Raw genomic sequence first — 17,717 nt, forward strand, 5'->3', positions numbered from 1 at the left:
TTTCTTATATTGTTATCTTAAAGCCTAAGCTTTAAAGAAGAAATTCAAAAACATGACATGAACATTACACTTTTGTAAGATAATAATTATTTCTTCACTTTAGAAGCCGTCATCCCATCACCAATTGGAATGAGTACGGATTCTAAACTTGGATGAGTTGCTACTACTTCATTAAACTTCTTCATAACTTCTGTATAACGTTTTTGTTTCGCACTTTCATCAGCTACACTACCACCAGCTAAAACATTATCTGTAACAATTACAGCACCTGGATTAGCAAGCTCAATACAGTACGTTAAATAATTTTCATAATTCTCCTTATCGGCATCGATAAAGAAGAAATCAAACCGCTTATTACTTGTGACTAATTTCTCAAGACTTTGTAAAGCAGCACCAGTCATATACGACACTTGTTTTCCAAATCCCGCTTTATGTAAATTACGATGCGCTACCTCTGCGTATTTCTCTTCTAGTTCAAGTGAAGTTAACGTACCTTCTTCTCCAAAACCTCTCGCAAGACAAATGCCACTATACCCACCTAATGCACCTATTTCTAATACATCTTTTGCTCCAGAAATGGAAACTAACATCGTTAAAAGTTTCCCCGAAGAAGGTGATACCGATATCGGCGGCATTTCGTTTTCTTTTATGGAAGCAATCACTTCATCCAAAAGAGCATCTTGATCACAAAACACTGAATCGATATAACGATTAATTTGTTTCATCAGATGCAGTCCCTTGCTCTAGATTTGCCTTCTCATCTAACGTAGGCGCTTCTTCTGTTTCACTCTCATGTATTTCAAATAGTTGTGTAAATTCATTAATAACCATATCAATTGCCTTTAATTCCCCGATTAAAATTTGCTGAATTGACTGGAATTCTGGCTCACTTAACTGTTGTTTAATTGTCGCTCGTTTCAAATTCATCATTTCTAAAAAGGCAATTGCTCTCCCGCGGCGAAATGTTTTCGGTCCGCGATGATGCGATCCATCTCTCCCTTTATGACGCTCACCACGGTGGTGTCCTTCTTTCATGAACTTATCTTTTCTCATTTCAAATCCCCCTTTGTATACAAATGTATACGTTTATTTCGTTAATCAAAATTGTATACGTTTGTATACGAAATGTCAAAACAAAAGAAAAACCGCTAATTAAAAAGGAATCATTTAACTCCTTTCTAAGTAGCGTTTTCGTTTTCAATATGTGAAAAGGGATTCCTAAATGATGAATGGAATATATATTTATTGTTTTCTAGCTTTTGAGAGGAGAAATAATATGAATCCTATTTTATTAGATGTTCCGTTACAAATAGAAACAGACAGACTCATTCTTCGGGCACCACTTCAAGCTGGTGAAGGAAATGTAGTACACCAAGCTATTAAAGATTCAATTAGTGAATTAAAACAATGGCTGCTTTTATTCCAGTCAATTCCTACTGTTGAAGAAACGGAAATTCTCCTGAGAAATGCGCATATAGATTTTTTGAAAAGAGAAAGCTTCCGCTATCTTATCTATCATAAGGAGACAAATGATTTTATTGGAACTGCTAGCCTTCACGCAATTGATTGGAAGGTTTCTAAATGTGAAATTGGATACTGGATTAACACGCAATTTGGTGGCAATGGATATATGACAGAAACAGTAAGTGCGTTAATAAACCTTGGATTTCAGTTATTCAAATTTAGAAGGATTGAAATACGATGTGAATGTAATAACACGAAAAGTCGTGCGATTCCTGAAAAACTAGGTTTTGAGCTTGAAGGGATATTACGTAATGAAGATCTTTCAGCTGACGGTAAACAACTAATTGATACTTGCATCTTTGCAAAGATAAATTAGATTTTAAAATTCATTGTGCAACATATCTTAAGGTCGGTTTCTAAATTTGGAAGGCGACGTTTTGATTTTTTACGACAAAAGAAAAGACCTCCTTAACGATTTTATTTCATCGCTAAAAAGGTCTTTCTCTATTTCTGCTAAAAACTTAGCACTCTTCTGGCTTACCAGCATTCGTCGCTGTACGGAAAGATGATCCACATCCGCATGATGCGATTGCGTTTGGATTGTCGATTGTGAATCCGCCGCCAAGCATAGATTGTTTATAATCAATTTTTACTCCTTTAACAATTGGAGCACTTTCTTTATCGATAACAAATTCAACACCGAAAAATTCAAGAACTGTGTCGTCTTCTTTTGGTTCTACTTCAAATCCTAATCCGTAAGAAAGGCCAGTACATCCGCCGCCATGTACAGCAAGGCGCACGTACTTCTCTCCATCTTCAGCATCTTTTAACATATCTTTAATTTGAAAAGCTGCTTGTTCTGTTACTTCAATCATGAAATACACCATCCTTTCTGTTCTCATTCTATTATACATCTTTACGCTTCTATCTTGTACTCATACACTCCGCGGCAAATTACTTCCGCTGGTCCTTTCATTAACACATTGCCTTCTTCTGTCCATGCAATCATTAAATCGCCGCCAGCTAAATGAACTGTAATTTCCTTACCACGTTCCATCTTTCCATTTAAAATAGAGGCTACAACCGCAGCACACGCTCCTGTTCCGCAAGCTTGTGTTACACCAGATCCACGTTCCCAAACACGGAAGTTCATCTCTGCATCATTCAAAATCTCGATGAATTCAACATTTACTCGCTCTGGAAACATTTCATGTGTCTCCAGAACTGGACCAAGTGTTGTAAGAGGTGCTTGCTCTACATCATCAACAAAAATAACCGCATGCGGATTCCCCATTGAAACAGCTGTAAATGCGTAACGATGATTATTGTATAAGAAGTTTTCACGAATAAATGGTGTTTCACCTTCACCAAGCATCGGTATTTCTGCACGTGTTAAACGCGGTGCTCCCATATCGATTTTCGCTAATGTAACTTTCCCTTCTTCTACCGTTACTTCCGCCGTTACAATACCAGCTAACGTTTCAATTGTGAAAACTGTTTCTTCTACTAGTTTATGCTCATACGCATATTTCGCTACGCAGCGTAAACCGTTACCACAGCTCTTTCCTTCTGAACCATCATTATTAAACATGCGCATTTTCACCGGAGCTACGTCAGATGGACAAATTAAAATCATTCCATCTGCTCCAATACCAGTATTAATATTGGAAACCTTTTCCGCCACAAGAACTAAATCTTCTTCAGGAATTTGTTCTTCAAACATATTTACATATATATAACTATTGCCAAGACCATGCATTTTTGTAAAAGAAAATTGGCTCATTTGTATTCACTCCAAAAATAGTTTGTTATTTTAAGTATAAAATGCATGCTTTTAGAACACAATATGAATGTCCCCCGTTTCTCATATTTGACAACATTTGGCGATGAGCCATTCTTGCACAAATTGTGTAAGAAAAAAGCCCTTCTACAAGGGCCTTTTTTATTTACATACAATATTATCCTCCCCCGCGAAAGAAGATTTTATCTAATAGAAAAAGGTGCTGCTGATTGCAACACCTTAAAACATTGGATTTTCATCCAAATACTCATATACATTATGGACAAGTTCTTCTACTGTAGCACCTTGTACGACTTCACCATTTACAAGTGCAAACGGCCCTTCAAAACAAATACCACAATATCCTAAACAACCATATTCCATTACATCTAAATTCGGATCTTTTTCTAATTTCTCTAAAGCTGCTTGTGAACCACTCGCAAGGTTACCTACACAAAATTCAATTAATGGTTTAATCAAAATTCTCCCCCCTGTACTACAAAACAAATTACCTTCTGACTATCTATAAGAAGAAAACTAAGCTGTCTCTTGTTGTTTTCGTTATATATTCTAAACTATTTAGTTACTTCACTATTTCACTTCAAAGTAGATGGACTTATTTTATATAACATGCTACTTGCAATGAAATGGTAACTACAAAGGCAAAACAGTTTACTTTACTTTTCTTCTTATTGTACAACAGAGTATTCATTCATGCATTGTTATTTGTTCACAAATTCGATATAATTTGATTGAGTAAAGTCGAAATATTTTATTAATATAAAATTGTGTGATTAGGGGATATTTCAACAGAAAAGGGGTAATCCATCATGAAACACCTCGTAATACTGGGTGGCGGCTACGGGGGAATGAGAATTCTACAGCGGCTACTTCCAAGCAACCAACTTCCAGATGATGTACAAGTGACATTAATCGACAAAGTACCATACCATTGCTTCAAAACTGAATATTATGCATTAGTTGCGGGTACTATTTCAGAAACACATATTCGTATACCGTTTCCCGAGCACCCACGCCTCAATATTCAATACGGCACAATAACAAATATTGATCTCGAAGAAAAAGCTGTTCATCTCGATGGCGGCGAAGCGATCCCATATGATGATTTAATTATCGGTCTTGGCTGTGAGGATAAATATCATAACGTTCCTGGGGCGAAGGAATATACACATAGCCTACAATCGATTGAACAAACACGTAAGACATATGAACAATTAAATAGTCTAGAACCAAACGCAACAGTAGCTGTCGTTGGTGCTGGATTAAGTGGCGTTGAAGTTGCAAGTGAACTTCGCGAAAGCCGTTCTGATTTAAAAATTCACTTATTTGATCGAAAAGATAGAATTCTATTCCCATATCCAGAGAAATTAAGTAGATACGTAGAAGAATGGTTCGTAAAACATAAGGTTACTATTATACGAAACTCTAACATTACAAAAGTAGAACCAAATATTGTGTACAACCACGATGAACCACTTGAATGTGATGCAATCGTCTGGACAGCTGGTATTCAAGCAAATGAAGTTGTTCGAAACCTTCCAGTTGAACAAGATGGTAGCGGACGGGTTGTTTTAACAAAATATCACAATATTCCAAATAACGAGCACGTGTATGTTGTAGGAGATTGCGCAGCACTTCCACACGCTCCATCTGCACAACTTGCTGAAGGTCAAGGAGAACAAATTGTCCAAATATTATTAAAACGTTGGAATAATGAACCACTTCCTGACGAACTACCTGTAATTAAATTAAAAGGTGTTCTCGGCTCTCTTGGTAAGAAGCACGGCTTCGGTTTACTAGCAAACCAACCATTAATGGGACGTGTACCGAGATTATTAAAATCCGGTCTTCTTTGGATGTACAAATATCATAAAGGTTAATACTTTACAGGCTGTCTACTATGTAGGCAGCCTCTTTGCATCAGTTTTTAAAAATTATCAGACACATCTTTCTCAATATGAATAATGATTTATTTTTCATTTTTATATTAAAAACTACCGATAAACAGTGTATGCTATTCATAAGTTGTTTTATTATTTCCTTTAAGACCGAAGTCATTCGGTCTTATTTTTTATGTTGTAAATACTTTTACAGGAGGTATTCCATTTCACTTATGAACTTAACGAAACTAAACGATCGAATAGAAGCGAAGAAGAAAGAATTGATCTATCTCGTTGAAAAGTACGGATTCACTCATGATAAAGTGATTTCTTTCAGCCAAGAATTAGATCGTTTACTTAACTTATTAATAGAACTCAAGACGAAGAAAAAACGTTGCTCTTTATAACCATTTCCCCCTCTTTTTTTGATACGATAGAACTAGAATCAGAAAGGAGCCATCTATGTTTATATTAAAAGACGTTACATATAAAGATATACTACAAATTCCTTATTTACAGATTCAAAAAGAAAAAATCACATGTATTATCGGTGAGAGTGGGAGCGGAAAAAGTACATTGCTCCGCATGCTAAATGATTTGCAATCTCCAACATCCGGTACAATTGAATATAACGGAAAACAAATTTCCGATTATCCTCCAATTCAATTACGACGTGACGTAGTCATGCTTGGACAAACGCCACCTATTTTTGATGGAACGATTAAAGACAATCTATTAATGGGACTTCGTTTTTCTGAAAAACCATTTCCAAATGACGATGCCTTGCGAAGCGCATTAACGACTGTTAGCTTAGAAAAAAAATTAGAAGACAACGCTGATTCATTATCAGGCGGAGAAAAACAACGACTTGCTTTTGCACGTATCGTACTTATGGATCCACCTGTTTATTTATTAGATGAACCAACCTCGGCACTAGATAGCGATACAGAACGCCGCGTTATGAAACAATTTACTATGCTAGCAAGAGAAAAGAAAAAAACAGTTATCTTCATTACACACTCACAACAACTTCCAGAAGAAATTGCAGACGATATTATTGAGATTAGTAAAGAAAACGGTGCAACTAGAAAGGAAGTGCTCTCTGTTGAAGGGCGTTATTGAACTCCAAATTTGGCAACTTGCAGCTGCCTATATTTTCATTCTTATTTTAATTGGACTTGTAAAATTAAAAGGAATACCTCGCGAAAAACAAATCGCGCTCGCAACATTCCGTATGACGATTCAGCTCGTACTTGTTGCATATGTCCTTACATACGTATTTGAAAATAGTAATCCATTTTATACAATTGCTCTTATTACTTCTATTACTACCTTTGCAATTTTTAATATTTATAAACGGGTTAACATCCCAATGTCTAAAGAATTAAAACGAGTAGCCGCCCTTTCCATGGTCGCCGGATCAATTGGGCCACTTCTACTATTTATCTTTGTTATTATCGGTCATGACCCTTGGTATGCTCCGCAATATATCGTTCCGATTACGGGAATGTTAGTCGGGAATGCGATGACAGGCGTTTCTCTCGGTGCAAATACGTTCTTAAATAATATGAAATCGCAAAGAGGTCAAATTGAAGGTGCACTTATGCTCGGCGCAACACCGAAAGAAGCTGCTGCTCCGCTCATTCGAGACGCTTTTGACTCTGCTATTTTACCAACAATCAATTCTATGGTCGGAATGGGGATTATAAGCTTACCAGGCATGATGACTGGTCAAATCTTATCTGGTGTATCACCATTTACAGCCATTCAATATCAAATTGCTATCATACTTGGTATTTCAGGAAGCACTGCTTTTGCTGTTATTATCTTCTTACAGCTTGGATATAAAACATTCTTTAATAAGCGGTGTCAGTTGAAAGAGATTGACTATGCTGCGAAGTGAATCGTAACTCTCGCTTGGTAAATGATGCACCGTTCTCGGTGAGTGAAATTATATCGACGATTTTTCGAATATATCTATCATAACTCAAAATATATCGACGATTTTTGAAATATATCGGCGATTCGACAAGGAATATCGACTTACCGACAAAAAATGACATAATAAAAAGAGGAGGCCTATTCGCCTCCTCTTTTACTTACGCCTTCTTCACGAACTGTGATTTTAATTTCATAGCTCCGAAACCGTCGATTTTGCAATCGATATCGTGATCGCCATCAACTAGACGGATACTTTTTACTTTCGTACCGATCTTCACAACTGAAGAAGTTCCTTTTACTTTTAAATCTTTAATGACAGTAACAGCGTCGCCATCTTGAAGAACGTTTCCGTTCGCATCTTTTACAACTTTTGCACCATCATTATTTTCAGTTTCTGCTTCTTGGCCCCACTCATGAGCACATTCTGGACATACGAAAAGAACGCCATCCTCATACGTATATTCTGAATTACATTTTGGACAATTAGGTAAAGTAGCCATAAATTCATTTCCTCCGTTCATTATTTATACGTAAAAATCAAAATTGATGTTTACATCTCGATAAATAAAATTTGTATAGCATTTCTTTATAGTGCCATAGTCTCACGTTATTGACAACCCTACCTCAAATTCTCACTTTTTATTGTATTTTACAAATTTTTAATTCGTATGGTGTTTCCAATAAAAAAGAAGAACCTTCACAAGATCCTTCTTTTCAAAATGAACGAGTTCTCACTAGAACCCCCAACCATTCTCTTCAATATAAAATTGATACTCTTCCAACTCTTCTTCACTTATCTTCTTATTATTCTCGTATACCTCTTACCACTCGAAATAATCTTCAGCGAAATAAACAGCAAATTTAATTTTTACGTTTTTCTTCTCCGTATAATCATAACCGGTAAATTCTACTACATCATAATCTTTTTCTTTCGTTACAAGCTTCCACGTTGGATTATCCGTCATAATCTCTAAAGTAAATCCTTCATCACTTGCACGAACAACGTTTTTTATATTTGGTTCAGTTCGTAAAAAGGAGAGTCCGAACATAGCTCCACCAAATACTAGCGCCACTATAACTTGTACACCAATCATGCGAGCCAAGCTAGCGCCACCCTTTGATTGTAAGTAATACGCCTTCTCATGATCAGGCATATTTTCTTCCTTATGTAAAATACGGACAGCGTGCTTATAATATAAACGGTTTCCTTGCCATCCAGTAAATATCATCATTCCTAATTGAAAAACTAGACCAATTGATAAAAAAATCCCATCTGGAATATCTATAAAAGGAGTTACAAATATACTAGGTACCGCCAGTAACGTAAGTATAATAAACAACTTATACATTTTACGATAAGCTAACCAAAAAACTGGGAAGAAAAAGGCTACCCAATTCCAAGTATTTCCTTGCGCTGGATTTTCTATCTTTCCCCACTTAAAGTCATAATACGCCGTATTCTTTTGAACGACTGTATGTAACTGTTGCGGAGAAATTGTTTCTTGTAAAACAGTGTCCCTCACGTACATCATCCTTTTCTCATTTCTACATACGTGTATTTTATAGAAATAAAAAGAAGGAATCTAACAAAAAGTACATATATTTCATAAAAATGAACGAAAATCGAATATATTCCAACAATTATCCGTTTATTATTTCATATTACTTTTAAATATATTAGAATACTTATGAATGATACGTTTAATACACTAAGTTAAACTTTTTATATATTTAATACTAAAAATGTTTCACATGAAACTATCCATATTTCGTATTACCTTTCCTCTACACAGTACATGTAAATCCATTTCTACAAAATACGAAAGACGCCCTTTTCAAAAAGGCGTCTTTTTACAGTTGAAAATTTACTAATATAAAAAATGCATTATTTAATAAATGAATCCCCCATGGGACGAGTAAGTTATTTGTTTTCTTATACGTATAAGCTAAACATATACCACCACCAAAAATATATAAAACACTCCCTACTGTAAGGGGATGACCTAAAGTAAAGATAACAGCACTTATAACGGCACTACTAAGTGTAGAAAAGCGCTGAGATAATTTCGTGAAAAACATCCCCCGAAATAAAAGTTCTTCCCAAATCGGTGCGAAAATTGTGAGTACAACTACGTATAAAATGATTTCACTTTTAGTAGGCTCTATTACTATATTAGATTCATTCACACCAAGCCCATGTGGTAAAACTAAATTTAATACCGCAAGATATATAAGCAGTACGATCATCGTCATTACTATCGTTACATAATGCTTAAAATTATTGAACTGTATTGATTTTAATAAATGTGCACAGTAATTTCTTATTGGTGAGTATATTAAAATAATAGTAAGAAATGTTAAAGGCGGAATAAGATAATCTACATACCATGGATATAAGGAAGAGTCATATATAATGTTCAAAAAATCAATTCCATACATGACTCCAAAAATAATTATTATCATACTAATTACTTCGCGCATACTCATTTGTACATTCTTTTCTTCATATGTAGCTAATTCTGTATTCATCCTATCCCTCCAGTATAATTAAACCTTTTAATCCATTATATACCATATCCTAACACAAAAACAGACGATACAATCTAATGTATCATCTGTTTTTTTCCTACCATTTCTCTCTACATGTTTCAATTAAATGCAGTAAGTACTTCCTCGTCATATCTGCCCTTCTCCACCTTGAGAGCATTCGCTTTTCTTTTGGATTCTGCCGTATTCTCGCTACTTCTTTTAATAAAAGCCCCCATTCTTCCGCTGAACGTTCTAACAAGTATTGCAATCCACTATCTTTTGAAACGATTGTTTTATGATCCAGTGTATATAAAATACGGCCCATCGTAACGACAGCTGATTCTACCCACTCTTCTACGAAAAATAAATATGGCTGCTTTGCTTTTTCACTCCAGTATTGTTCTACGTTGTATTTCATCGTATTTACTACATCGTCCCACCTTATTTGAAACGAAAGATCTTCAGCTTCTTTCCCAGTAACTGTAATACCTTGATTTTTTAACGTCCACCATGTGACCGCATTAATATCCCAATGACCTATATTTGCTTTACCATCTGCACAATACACGTACTCATTCATTTCATCATTGTATTTTCCTAAATCAGCAAGCGGAATATACATACCATCCATTCTCTTACCTAACGTACTACCACTAATTTTCTTATGAAGTTCGACAAGTTGCTGTTTTTCAGCTTCATTCACGGAATCACTTATTACTGTAATAAAATCAACATCGCTCGTTTCTCCATGAAATGCACCGAGTGCGATGGATCCGTAAATATATACCCCGACTATTTTCTCATCTAAAAAATTTTCTTTTAATTCTATTGTGTACCGCTCCATTAACTGTTGTACTTCCGTTGGTAACGCATGCTTCACTCCATTTTGCACATCTATCCCTCCAATAAAAAAAGCCTTCGCAAATTCGCAAAGGCTTCCTGTTTTATAAATATTTCTCGATTTCTTCGTAAACATCCTTCAAACGAGGATTTCCTTCTCCAACAATTTCCCCATTTACAAGAACGACCGGATAAAATAAATCTTCTTCCACTACGCGCTCTGCGAATGCTTTTTTATCTTCATCTTCTTGTTCTTCTTGAAAATCAATATACTCGAAATTAAATTTATTTTCTTGTCCTTCATATTTACGACCAATCGCCGCTTGTAGCCACTCAAATGTTTCTGTTGAAGATGGCATTCCAACGCAGCTCGCACAAATTACTTTCGTCCCATACACTTGCACATTAACCATTTCTTCTCCCCCACTTCTTGTTTCAACAGTATATTCAGATGTCTTAGTACATAAGCACATCATTTTACAAACTTATTCCATACCCCTATACTGAAAAAACACGTTGTAAACATGATAAAAAATTTCGACATTAAAACAAGAACAGAAAAAATAGATTTTCCCCTCTATCTTGATTATAATAAAACTGATGAAAGGAGTCGATAAAAATGGAAAACCCACATATGGAAGAACAAGTACTAGAAGTATTAGATAAATTACGTCCATTCTTACTTCGCGATGGCGGAGACGTTGAATTAGTAGACATTGAAGAAGGTATTGTAAAATTACGCCTTATGGGTGCTTGCGGAAGCTGCCCAAGTTCTACAATCACACTAAAAGCTGGTATCGAACGCGCATTACTAGAAGAAGTACCAGGCGTTATTGAAGTAGAACAAGTATTTTAATTAAAAGCGGAAGCGGCTCGTTCAAAACAGGAGGTCATTGGAGCTCCTGACGAAGAGGCGCTTTTTGCCTCACAGGAAGGCGCGAAATGGCCGACTGTTCTAGCCGCTGGAGCTGGATATTAATCTAAAAGCGGAAGCGGCTCGTTCAGAATGTAAGGAGGATGGAGCTTTTGACATAGAGGCGCTTTTTGCCTCGGCGGAAGAAGCGAAGCCACCGAACATTTTAGCCGCTGGAGCTAGATATTAATCTAAAAGCGGAAGCGGCTCGTTCAAAATCGCTTCCTAGAAAGAGACCCATTTGGGTCTCTTTTTTTATTCAAAAAACACTTCTCCTTTAACATCATAAAACAAAATTGGAAATCCTTCTCAAAAAGTGAGATAATTAATACTATAGAATCGTTCACACATATAAAAGTAAAAAACATAGGGGGACGACACATGCCAAAAATGGGGAACACTTTCTTAACAATTCAAGAACTAGAAAAGAAAAAAGAGTATTTATTAGACCTTTCATCCGTTATACCAACATGGAATGCAAGTTATCAATTTTTATTTAAAGAAATTCAGCAAGAATTATTGAGTAAAGTAAATGAAAAAATCGAAAGACATCAATTCATTTTAAATATATGTGCAGATCAACAGGTAGGGGCATAATGTATTACATACAATTGTGATATATAAAAAAGAGACCTTAATCGGTCTCTTTTTTATATTTTAAGATAGCCAATCTAATTTCCTAATCCCTAACTTATCGACTGGTAAACGAAGTGAGCCATAAAAGTGCTTCATAAATTGCTCAGAGCGGTTCACATCGTGTAAAATGGCTTCTAAGCGATCTCTATATATGCTTTTTTGTTCTTCATTTCCTGTTTGGTAATATCGTTCGACTGTTTCAAAGTAGTGAAGCGGAAACAGGAGCCTTGCAAATAATAGGCGCCAACCAAATGAGGATAGCGAATAATTCCGTTCATAATCTGTAACAAATTGAACGATTGTTTGCTCCCAGTCTTTCTTTTTTTCTATCATCATATAGCGAATTAATTCTGCCATATCTCGAGTTGGGTGATCATACACCCAATCGAAAGGAAGTTTGAGACGCTTCGTTTGATGCCATAATAAAGGTGTGAATCGTTCTTGGCAAATTGTTGCTGCATCAGTCAGTTGCGGCGTATCATCCATCTCTGTATCGACAACATACTGAATTGCATTTTCTGCAACTCCTAAGTAATACGGGAAGGATTCAATAAACAATTGATCGAATACGTCTGTAGGGTGGTTCATCACTTGTGATTGCCAAAACTTTTCTAATTGATCGAGCCTTTTTTCCCATAACGCTTTCCATTCGCCTATGCGGCTTAATTGCTCGATTTCTTCTGGAAAGAATGCACCTCGTTTATGGAATATAGAAAGCTCACTTCCTAATGATGTAGCATGTCGTTCTAACGCACGCATACCTTTTAATAAGCAGTAATTTTGTTCTTCTATCTCACTTACATAGTACCCGTGTATAGTCGGAACGAAAGTCGCTACAGTTATATCCCCTTGCTGGTTCATATAATCACTGAGCTTTTTCATCTCTACAAGTACTTCTTCCTCCATTTCTCCAATTGGAACAAGTACATAAATTTTGTTGCGAATCCAAAAGCTTTTATAGGGGCCAAGGGGGATTAATTCTTTAACATGCATATGATAATGCTCATAAATATGATGAATCATCGCAGTCGCCACCTATGGTTTTTCTTTATATATATGAGCTTGTGCTCGCCTTTCATTCCTATGCACATGATAAAGCAACGAAACGTATACAAATACTAAAAAGAAAAAAAGGTGATAAACATGAAAGAATCAAATCAACTACAAGAAAGAGCATTACAACTATTACAAGAACGTGGTGTAACAATTGACGATATTGCTGAGCTTGTTCATTTTCTTCAAAAAAAATATCATCCAAATTTAGAGATGTCAGAATGCCGTTATAACGTTGAGCGTGTATTATCAAAACGTGAAGTACAAAACGCACTGATTACTGGTATCGAACTCGATGTCCTTGCTGAAAAAGGAATGTTAAGTGAGCCGTTACAAGATATCGTAAAACGTGATGAAGGCTTATACGGAATTGATGAAGTGATCGCACTTTCTATCGTTAATGTGTACGGCTCTATCGGTTTCACGAACTTTGGATATATCGATAAATTAAAACCTGGTATTTTAGAATTCTTAAATGATAAATCATCTGGAAAGGTGCACACATTCCTTGATGATATCGTTGGCGGGATCGCTGCCGCTGCTTCAAGCCGTTTAGCACACAGAGCTGAGCATTCGGAATAATAAAACATGAAAGACCGTCAGTTTCATACTGACGGTCTTTCATATTCCATGAGCATAAATTCTCTTCCGCGACTCAAAAAAATAGGACCTTGCTGAAAACCTATGTTTTTATATAGCGTAATCGCTCTTGTATTAAATGTCGCTACACTAAGTCGGAACGTTTTTGGCTTATATTCTTTCGCAGCAAACGCTATCCCAGCTTGAAAAAACATTTTTCCCAGCCCTTTCCCTGTTAACGATGGCTTCATGCCAAGTCCGATATCAATTACATCTTCTCCACCATATAAATGAGCATCTCTTCCACCTGGTACTTGTGCATTTTCCCCAAAACAAAAATAGCCGATAAACTCTCCCTTATCGTCACAACAGCCATAATATGTCCCATCTAATAATTCTTCTATTACTTCTTCCTCTCCTGAAAAACTATATAAATTATAAGGTTCTTCGTACTTCCACGTATTTATATAGTTTGCTTCTGCTACCGTTAACTTGTGTATATTCATCCTTCTCTCCCCTAATCAAATATTCTATATATACTCATTCATTTTTCGCGCCTCATTTCCCTCTAATTGGAATATGCATAATTACATACGCACACCTATGAAACAAATGGTACAATTTATTTGAATCGCTGTTGCTACACTTCTTGATCAAAGAAAAGGCGTTAAAACGGATATTAGCGCCTTATCAAACTCAAGCAATTGGCACATTTTGTCATCATGAAAGACACTCAAAAGAGTGTCTTTTTTTTATACCTCACAAGGACTTACTCATTTCAAAATATACACACATAAAATAATGTAACTCTTACATGCATGAACCCTTTTCTCAAAGTTTTGAAGTAGACTCAAAATAAAAAAAGCACTCTTGGCTAGAGTGCTTTTTACTTTCAAATAAGGAGGTTACATAATATGGATAGTACTCTCGTATTTAATTTCGGCATTGGTATTGTCATCATTTTATTTGTTTTCTTTGTTCTTTGTATGAGTGGGGTATAGAAAGACGATTTTTGCCGTCTTTTTATACATATGTATCATTTGACTTCCGCAAAAGAAGTAACCATAATTGTTACATAAATAAAAAACTATTCACATATCCACAAATAGGAGGCAGAACAATGAAACATGTAATCGTTTATGCACACCCAAATACAGAAAGCTTCAACCATGCGATTTTAGAAACTGTAAAACATGAGTTAGAAGGAAAAGGTCATGAAGTACGCGTTCGCGATCTATACGAATTAAACTTCGATCCAGTATTAGGCGCTTCCGATTTCATCTCATTTTCTCAAGGAAACACACCAGAAGATATTAAAGAAGAACAAGAGCATATCTCTTGGGCTGATAGCATTACATTTATTTACCCAGTTTGGTGGGCGGGTCTTCCTGCTATTTTAAAAGGATACGTTGACCGTGTATTTAGTCACGGCTTCGCTTATGCTTACGGTGAAAACGGTATTGAAAAGTTATTAAGCGGTAAAAAGGGCTTATTATTATCTACAATGGGAAATTCGAAAGAAGCATACACAGCAGGCGGTATGTTTGACGCAATGAAGAAAACAGCGGATGTTGGTATTTTTGAATTTACAGGCATTGAAACAATTGAGCATACATTCTATACGAGTGTTCCGTCTGTGGATGACAGTGTGCGTAAGGAATATCTTGAAGAGGTAAAAGAAGTAGTAAATCGTGCGTTTTAAATAAAATTATATCAGCGATTTTTTAAATATATCGGCGTAACTCAGATTATATCGGCGATTTTTTAAATATATCAGCGCAAATCAGATTATATCAGCGATTTTCTAGATATATCGACTTACCGACAAAAATCGACGCGATTCACAACTGATTATTAGCCCACACAAATCGGGTTGCTCGCAAATAACCAGAAAAAGGCTGTTCCCAAATTTGGAACAGCCTTTCTTCATTACATCTTCTCAATCCACTCCGTCAAGTTATGCACAACTTGCGTTGGTTGTACTTCATATTCTGTTAACTTCTCCACAGTTGTGACTCCAGTGTGGACAAGAAGCGTATGCATGCCAGCATTTATTCCCGCTAAAATGTCTGTATCGTAGTTATCCCCAACCATTAATGCTTCATTTTTTTCTATACCAAGCACTTTTAGAGCTTGTTCCATAATGATTGATTCTGGTTTTCCAATAAAGATTGGATCTACGCCTGTTGATACGGCTACAACTGATGTTAATGAACCGTTACCTGGTAATAATCCGCGCTCAGTCGGAATGGCAATGTCTCCATTTGTAGAAATAAACGTTGCGCCGTTACGTACAGCCAGACAAGCTTTTGCTAATTTTTCATATGTGATGTCACGATCTAAACCAACAACAACGAAATCAGGATTTTCATCCACAAGTTCAAATCCTTTTTCCACAAGTGCATCATGTAAGCCTTCTTCACCAATCATATATACAGTTGCGTCTTGTTTACGTTCATAAATGAAGTTCGCTGTCGCCATACTCGTTGTGAATACTTGCTCTGCTTTCGCTGGAATATCGAAACGAACAAGTTTTTCTGCCACTTGTTCTGGTTTACGCGTTGAGTTATTCGTAACGAATAAATAAGGAATGCCGCGCTCTCCTAATGCTTTTACGAAGTCGCTCGCTTCTTCAATTTGTTCTTCTCCGCGATACATCGTACCGTCTAAGTCAATTAAGTAACCTTTATACATCATTATGTCTCTCCTTCTATGCTAACGTTCTCACCTATCATACCACTCTTATATTACCCGCTTTTCAAAAAGAAAAAAACGCTTTACCTTAAAGCGCCCCATAACGTTCATTTTTTCTCTTTTACTTGGTAAGAACAACTACAATCGCCCTCACACATGTTTGCTAACGTCTTTACATCTGCTCCTGCAAATAAACGATTGTACATCTCTTTTTCATCTTCACATACTTGCGGGAATCTCTCTGCAATTTCTTTTAACGGACAGTTTTGTTTTTCAATTACGAAAGAGTTCTCTCCATCTCTCTTTATTTGAACCATATAACCATTTTTCTCTTGCATAGCTGCTATCTCTTGCACTTTATATGCTAAATTCTTTTGATTACTCACTCGCTTTTGCAACTGTTCTTCCATTCGCTTCGTTCTCTCTGTTAAAACGTAACGAAGTATTTTTTCATCACCCATTCGAGCTAAATCTTCTAGCATATCAATCGCAAATTGCTTATACTCCTTCGGGAATGTATCTTCTCCCTTTTCACTTAATCCATATAAATAAGTTGGTCTTCCGACATGTTGTCTTACCATCTTAGAATAAATGAAACCATCTTTCTCAAGATTACTTAAATGTCTTCGAATCGCCATTTCTGTAATCTCTAAAACGTCAGCTAGTTCCGCTACTGTGTGCTCTCCCTTAACTTTCAACAATTGTACAATTTCATCTTTCGTCGTACGTGCTTCCCCCATGCTTAACCCTTCTCCCTTTTCCCTTTACTTTCTCACATACAATATAAGATCCCCAAAAGGCAGTTCCGGGGATCTTATAAGCATAATTATTCTGGTACAAATGCAGATACAGGTCCTAATTCTTTCTCTAAATAACTGCGAATATTTGCTGGGTATTTCTCTACCACTGCAATATGTTTTTGAATCGTCTTATATAATTCATCATGATTCATTTGAATATAATCTTGCGTAAGCATTTTTCGAAGAAGGATAATTTCTTTCATTCCTTGTCCTTCTTCTGCACTTATCACTCGCTCGTCCATCAAAATATCGATAATATCTTCATAACTTCCTGGATCGCGCATAATAAATCCATCAATCATCGCATTCCCTACATCTAATACACAATCAATAATTAGATGAGCTATACGTTCTAATGCGTAAAATTCAAACTCGGTTTCATATATCTTTTTCTCTTGAAATGTACTTGTTGCTCGTTCTAAACATACTAGCATTTGTTCTATTTTCTTTCTGTCTACAAAATACATGAATGTCACCTACCTGGAAATTAAAGCATTTACATTTTAATTGTAACGCTTTCTTCTGAAAAAATCGACAATTTTTCGAATTCACCTTTTCTCCGTTATTTGTTATAGTTATATTTGTAT

Annotated in this window: 23 protein-coding genes and 1 pseudogene; 9 read left to right on the forward strand and 15 right to left on the reverse strand. The window is 36.0% G+C overall.

Annotation, left to right across the window (positions count from 1 at the left end; all coding sequences use genetic code 11):
- Positions 1 to 86: 86 nt before the first annotated feature.
- Together ABH961_RS24810 and ABH961_RS24815 are read right to left on the reverse strand one after the other, a co-directional pair.
- Complete coding sequence (locus tag ABH961_RS24810) at positions 87 to 725, reverse strand: O-methyltransferase (protein ID WP_098078282.1); 639 nt, start codon at positions 723 to 725, stop codon at positions 87 to 89.
- A complete protein-coding gene (locus ABH961_RS24815; RefSeq protein WP_001224266.1) occupies positions 712 to 1,053 on the reverse strand; it encodes a hypothetical protein in 342 nt (113 codons plus the stop codon). The genes ABH961_RS24810 and ABH961_RS24815 overlap by 14 nt, the downstream gene beginning before the upstream one ends.
- Positions 1,054 to 1,276: 223 nt before the next feature.
- Between ABH961_RS24815 and ABH961_RS24820 the strand changes: the two genes are divergently transcribed.
- Positions 1,277 to 1,840 carry a GNAT family N-acetyltransferase gene (locus ABH961_RS24820; RefSeq protein ID WP_048542276.1) on the forward strand — a complete coding sequence of 188 codons (564 nt, stop codon included), beginning with the start codon at positions 1,277 to 1,279 and terminating at the stop codon, positions 1,838 to 1,840.
- A 145-nt stretch (positions 1,841 to 1,985) separates the two neighbouring features.
- Here the strand turns inward: ABH961_RS24820 and ABH961_RS24825 are convergent, their stop codons facing one another.
- The 3 genes from ABH961_RS24825 to ABH961_RS24835 all read right to left on the reverse strand — a co-directional run bounded on the left by ABH961_RS24825 (position 1,986) and on the right by ABH961_RS24835 (position 3,724).
- On the reverse strand, positions 1,986 to 2,339 hold the full coding sequence (locus tag ABH961_RS24825) for a HesB/IscA family protein (protein ID WP_000573828.1): 354 nt from the start codon (positions 2,337 to 2,339) through the stop codon (positions 1,986 to 1,988).
- Positions 2,340 to 2,380: 41 nt separating this feature from the next.
- The gene (gene dapF, locus ABH961_RS24830) at positions 2,381 to 3,247 is read right to left on the reverse strand and encodes a diaminopimelate epimerase (protein ID WP_048542278.1); all 867 of its coding nucleotides are present in this window, start codon (positions 3,245 to 3,247) and stop codon (positions 2,381 to 2,383) included.
- A 237-nt stretch (positions 3,248 to 3,484) separates the two neighbouring features.
- Positions 3,485 to 3,724: a YuzB family protein gene (locus tag ABH961_RS24835; protein WP_000595024.1), complete on the reverse strand. Its 240-nt coding sequence runs from the start codon at positions 3,722 to 3,724 to the stop codon at positions 3,485 to 3,487.
- 350 nt (positions 3,725 to 4,074) lie between these two features.
- Between ABH961_RS24835 and ABH961_RS24840 the strand changes: the two genes are divergently transcribed.
- From ABH961_RS24840 to ABH961_RS24855, 4 genes are all read left to right on the forward strand, one after another.
- Positions 4,075 to 5,145 carry an NAD(P)/FAD-dependent oxidoreductase gene (locus ABH961_RS24840; RefSeq protein ID WP_000682062.1) on the forward strand — a complete coding sequence of 357 codons (1,071 nt, stop codon included), beginning with the start codon at positions 4,075 to 4,077 and terminating at the stop codon, positions 5,143 to 5,145.
- A gap of 233 nt (positions 5,146 to 5,378) precedes the next feature.
- Complete coding sequence (locus ABH961_RS24845) at positions 5,379 to 5,552, forward strand: aspartyl-phosphate phosphatase Spo0E family protein (protein WP_001054620.1); 174 nt, start codon at positions 5,379 to 5,381, stop codon at positions 5,550 to 5,552.
- A gap of 55 nt (positions 5,553 to 5,607) precedes the next feature.
- Entirely contained in the window at positions 5,608 to 6,267 is a 660-nt protein-coding gene (locus ABH961_RS24850) for an ABC transporter ATP-binding protein (RefSeq protein ID WP_098078285.1), read from the forward strand.
- Positions 6,251 to 7,048, forward strand: coding sequence for an ABC transporter permease (locus tag ABH961_RS24855; protein WP_048542284.1), 798 nt, complete (start codon positions 6,251 to 6,253; stop codon positions 7,046 to 7,048). The genes ABH961_RS24850 and ABH961_RS24855 overlap by 17 nt, the downstream gene beginning before the upstream one ends.
- Before the next feature lie 196 nt (positions 7,049 to 7,244).
- Here the strand turns inward: ABH961_RS24855 and phnA are convergent, their stop codons facing one another.
- The 5 genes and pseudogenes from phnA to ABH961_RS24880 form a co-directional block, all read right to left on the reverse strand.
- Entirely contained in the window at positions 7,245 to 7,586 is a 342-nt protein-coding gene (gene phnA / locus ABH961_RS24860) for an alkylphosphonate utilization operon protein PhnA (protein ID WP_048528370.1), read from the reverse strand.
- A 234-nt stretch (positions 7,587 to 7,820) separates the two neighbouring features.
- A pseudogene (locus ABH961_RS24865) lies at positions 7,821 to 8,615 on the reverse strand (DUF2628 domain-containing protein).
- 322 nt (positions 8,616 to 8,937) lie between these two features.
- On the reverse strand, positions 8,938 to 9,615 hold the full coding sequence (locus tag ABH961_RS24870) for a CPBP family intramembrane glutamic endopeptidase (RefSeq protein ID WP_404520211.1): 678 nt from the start codon (positions 9,613 to 9,615) through the stop codon (positions 8,938 to 8,940).
- A gap of 97 nt (positions 9,616 to 9,712) precedes the next feature.
- Entirely contained in the window at positions 9,713 to 10,591 is an 879-nt protein-coding gene (locus ABH961_RS24875; RefSeq protein WP_404520213.1) for a nucleotidyltransferase domain-containing protein, read from the reverse strand.
- A complete protein-coding gene (locus ABH961_RS24880; RefSeq protein WP_000248590.1) occupies positions 10,560 to 10,868 on the reverse strand; it encodes a YuzD family protein in 309 nt (102 codons plus the stop codon). The genes ABH961_RS24875 and ABH961_RS24880 overlap by 32 nt, the downstream gene beginning before the upstream one ends.
- Positions 10,869 to 11,074: 206 nt before the next feature.
- Here ABH961_RS24880 and ABH961_RS24885 point away from each other — a divergent pair, with 206 nt between their 5' ends.
- On the forward strand, positions 11,075 to 11,311 hold the full coding sequence (locus ABH961_RS24885) for a NifU family protein (protein WP_000431158.1): 237 nt from the start codon (positions 11,075 to 11,077) through the stop codon (positions 11,309 to 11,311).
- Positions 11,312 to 11,749: 438 nt separating this feature from the next.
- Positions 11,750 to 11,965 carry a hypothetical protein gene (locus tag ABH961_RS24890; RefSeq protein ID WP_001125489.1) on the forward strand — a complete coding sequence of 72 codons (216 nt, stop codon included), beginning with the start codon at positions 11,750 to 11,752 and terminating at the stop codon, positions 11,963 to 11,965.
- A 60-nt stretch (positions 11,966 to 12,025) separates the two neighbouring features.
- Here the strand turns inward: ABH961_RS24890 and yutH are convergent, their stop codons facing one another.
- On the reverse strand, positions 12,026 to 13,027 hold the full coding sequence (yutH, locus tag ABH961_RS24895) for a spore coat putative kinase YutH (protein WP_048528362.1): 1,002 nt from the start codon (positions 13,025 to 13,027) through the stop codon (positions 12,026 to 12,028).
- Between the two features lie 120 nt (positions 13,028 to 13,147).
- On the opposite strand from yutH, the gene ABH961_RS24900 reads away from it, so the two are divergent.
- Positions 13,148 to 13,639 carry a phosphatidylglycerophosphatase A family protein gene (locus tag ABH961_RS24900; protein ID WP_000665100.1) on the forward strand — a complete coding sequence of 164 codons (492 nt, stop codon included), beginning with the start codon at positions 13,148 to 13,150 and terminating at the stop codon, positions 13,637 to 13,639.
- A 23-nt stretch (positions 13,640 to 13,662) separates the two neighbouring features.
- Here ABH961_RS24900 and ABH961_RS24905 read toward each other — a convergent pair whose 3' ends face one another.
- Positions 13,663 to 14,142, reverse strand: a complete 480-nt coding sequence (locus ABH961_RS24905) for a GNAT family N-acetyltransferase (protein WP_404520216.1) — start codon at positions 14,140 to 14,142, stop codon at positions 13,663 to 13,665.
- A gap of 614 nt (positions 14,143 to 14,756) precedes the next feature.
- Between ABH961_RS24905 and ABH961_RS24910 the strand changes: the two genes are divergently transcribed.
- Entirely contained in the window at positions 14,757 to 15,338 is a 582-nt protein-coding gene (locus ABH961_RS24910; protein WP_098078296.1) for an NAD(P)H-dependent oxidoreductase, read from the forward strand.
- Between the two features lie 227 nt (positions 15,339 to 15,565).
- Here the strand turns inward: ABH961_RS24910 and ABH961_RS24915 are convergent, their stop codons facing one another.
- The 3 genes from ABH961_RS24915 to ABH961_RS24925 form a co-directional block, all read right to left on the reverse strand.
- The gene (locus ABH961_RS24915) at positions 15,566 to 16,330 is read right to left on the reverse strand and encodes a TIGR01457 family HAD-type hydrolase (RefSeq protein ID WP_000276467.1); all 765 of its coding nucleotides are present in this window, start codon (positions 16,328 to 16,330) and stop codon (positions 15,566 to 15,568) included.
- A gap of 107 nt (positions 16,331 to 16,437) precedes the next feature.
- On the reverse strand, positions 16,438 to 17,070 hold the full coding sequence (locus ABH961_RS24920) for a helix-turn-helix transcriptional regulator (protein WP_000503338.1): 633 nt from the start codon (positions 17,068 to 17,070) through the stop codon (positions 16,438 to 16,440).
- 86 nt (positions 17,071 to 17,156) lie between these two features.
- A complete protein-coding gene (locus tag ABH961_RS24925; protein ID WP_000274003.1) occupies positions 17,157 to 17,597 on the reverse strand; it encodes a DUF86 domain-containing protein in 441 nt (146 codons plus the stop codon).
- Between the last annotated feature and the right edge of the window lie 120 nt (positions 17,598 to 17,717).

This window comes from Bacillus sp. RC251 (genome assembly GCF_044908765.1).
In the GTDB taxonomy this organism is placed as follows: domain Bacteria; phylum Bacillota; class Bacilli; order Bacillales; family Bacillaceae_G; genus Bacillus_A; species Bacillus_A wiedmannii.

What these genes read in the sequence shown, in the direction of transcription:
- ABH961_RS24810 (WP_098078282.1), bottom strand. Translation starts at nt 725, where the DNA reads ATGAAACAAATTAATCGTTATATCGATTCAGTGTTTTGTGATCAAGAT.
- ABH961_RS24815 (WP_001224266.1), bottom strand. Translation starts at nt 1,053, where the DNA reads ATGAGAAAAGATAAGTTCATGAAAGAAGGACACCACCGTGGTGAGCGT.
- ABH961_RS24820 (WP_048542276.1), top strand. Translation starts at nt 1,277, where the DNA reads ATGAATCCTATTTTATTAGATGTTCCGTTACAAATAGAAACAGACAGA.
- ABH961_RS24825 (WP_000573828.1), bottom strand. Translation starts at nt 2,339, where the DNA reads ATGATTGAAGTAACAGAACAAGCAGCTTTTCAAATTAAAGATATGTTA.
- dapF (WP_048542278.1), bottom strand. Translation starts at nt 3,247, where the DNA reads ATGAGCCAATTTTCTTTTACAAAAATGCATGGTCTTGGCAATAGTTAT.
- ABH961_RS24840 (WP_000682062.1), top strand. Translation starts at nt 4,075, where the DNA reads ATGAAACACCTCGTAATACTGGGTGGCGGCTACGGGGGAATGAGAATT.
- ABH961_RS24845 (WP_001054620.1), top strand. Translation starts at nt 5,379, where the DNA reads ATGAACTTAACGAAACTAAACGATCGAATAGAAGCGAAGAAGAAAGAA.
- ABH961_RS24850 (WP_098078285.1), top strand. Translation starts at nt 5,608, where the DNA reads ATGTTTATATTAAAAGACGTTACATATAAAGATATACTACAAATTCCT.
- phnA (WP_048528370.1), bottom strand. Translation starts at nt 7,586, where the DNA reads ATGGCTACTTTACCTAATTGTCCAAAATGTAATTCAGAATATACGTAT.
- ABH961_RS24870 (WP_404520211.1), bottom strand. Translation starts at nt 9,615, where the DNA reads ATGAATACAGAATTAGCTACATATGAAGAAAAGAATGTACAAATGAGT.
- ABH961_RS24875 (WP_404520213.1), bottom strand. Translation starts at nt 10,591, where the DNA reads ATGTTTACGAAGAAATCGAGAAATATTTATAAAACAGGAAGCCTTTGC.
- ABH961_RS24880 (WP_000248590.1), bottom strand. Translation starts at nt 10,868, where the DNA reads ATGGTTAATGTGCAAGTGTATGGGACGAAAGTAATTTGTGCGAGCTGC.
- ABH961_RS24885 (WP_000431158.1), top strand. Translation starts at nt 11,075, where the DNA reads ATGGAAAACCCACATATGGAAGAACAAGTACTAGAAGTATTAGATAAA.
- ABH961_RS24890 (WP_001125489.1), top strand. Translation starts at nt 11,750, where the DNA reads ATGCCAAAAATGGGGAACACTTTCTTAACAATTCAAGAACTAGAAAAG.
- yutH (WP_048528362.1), bottom strand. Translation starts at nt 13,027, where the DNA reads ATGATTCATCATATTTATGAGCATTATCATATGCATGTTAAAGAATTA.
- ABH961_RS24900 (WP_000665100.1), top strand. Translation starts at nt 13,148, where the DNA reads ATGAAAGAATCAAATCAACTACAAGAAAGAGCATTACAACTATTACAA.
- ABH961_RS24905 (WP_404520216.1), bottom strand. Translation starts at nt 14,142, where the DNA reads ATGAATATACACAAGTTAACGGTAGCAGAAGCAAACTATATAAATACG.
- ABH961_RS24910 (WP_098078296.1), top strand. Translation starts at nt 14,757, where the DNA reads ATGAAACATGTAATCGTTTATGCACACCCAAATACAGAAAGCTTCAAC.
- ABH961_RS24915 (WP_000276467.1), bottom strand. Translation starts at nt 16,330, where the DNA reads ATGTATAAAGGTTACTTAATTGACTTAGACGGTACGATGTATCGCGGA.
- ABH961_RS24920 (WP_000503338.1), bottom strand. Translation starts at nt 17,070, where the DNA reads ATGGGGGAAGCACGTACGACGAAAGATGAAATTGTACAATTGTTGAAA.
- ABH961_RS24925 (WP_000274003.1), bottom strand. Translation starts at nt 17,597, where the DNA reads ATGTATTTTGTAGACAGAAAGAAAATAGAACAAATGCTAGTATGTTTA.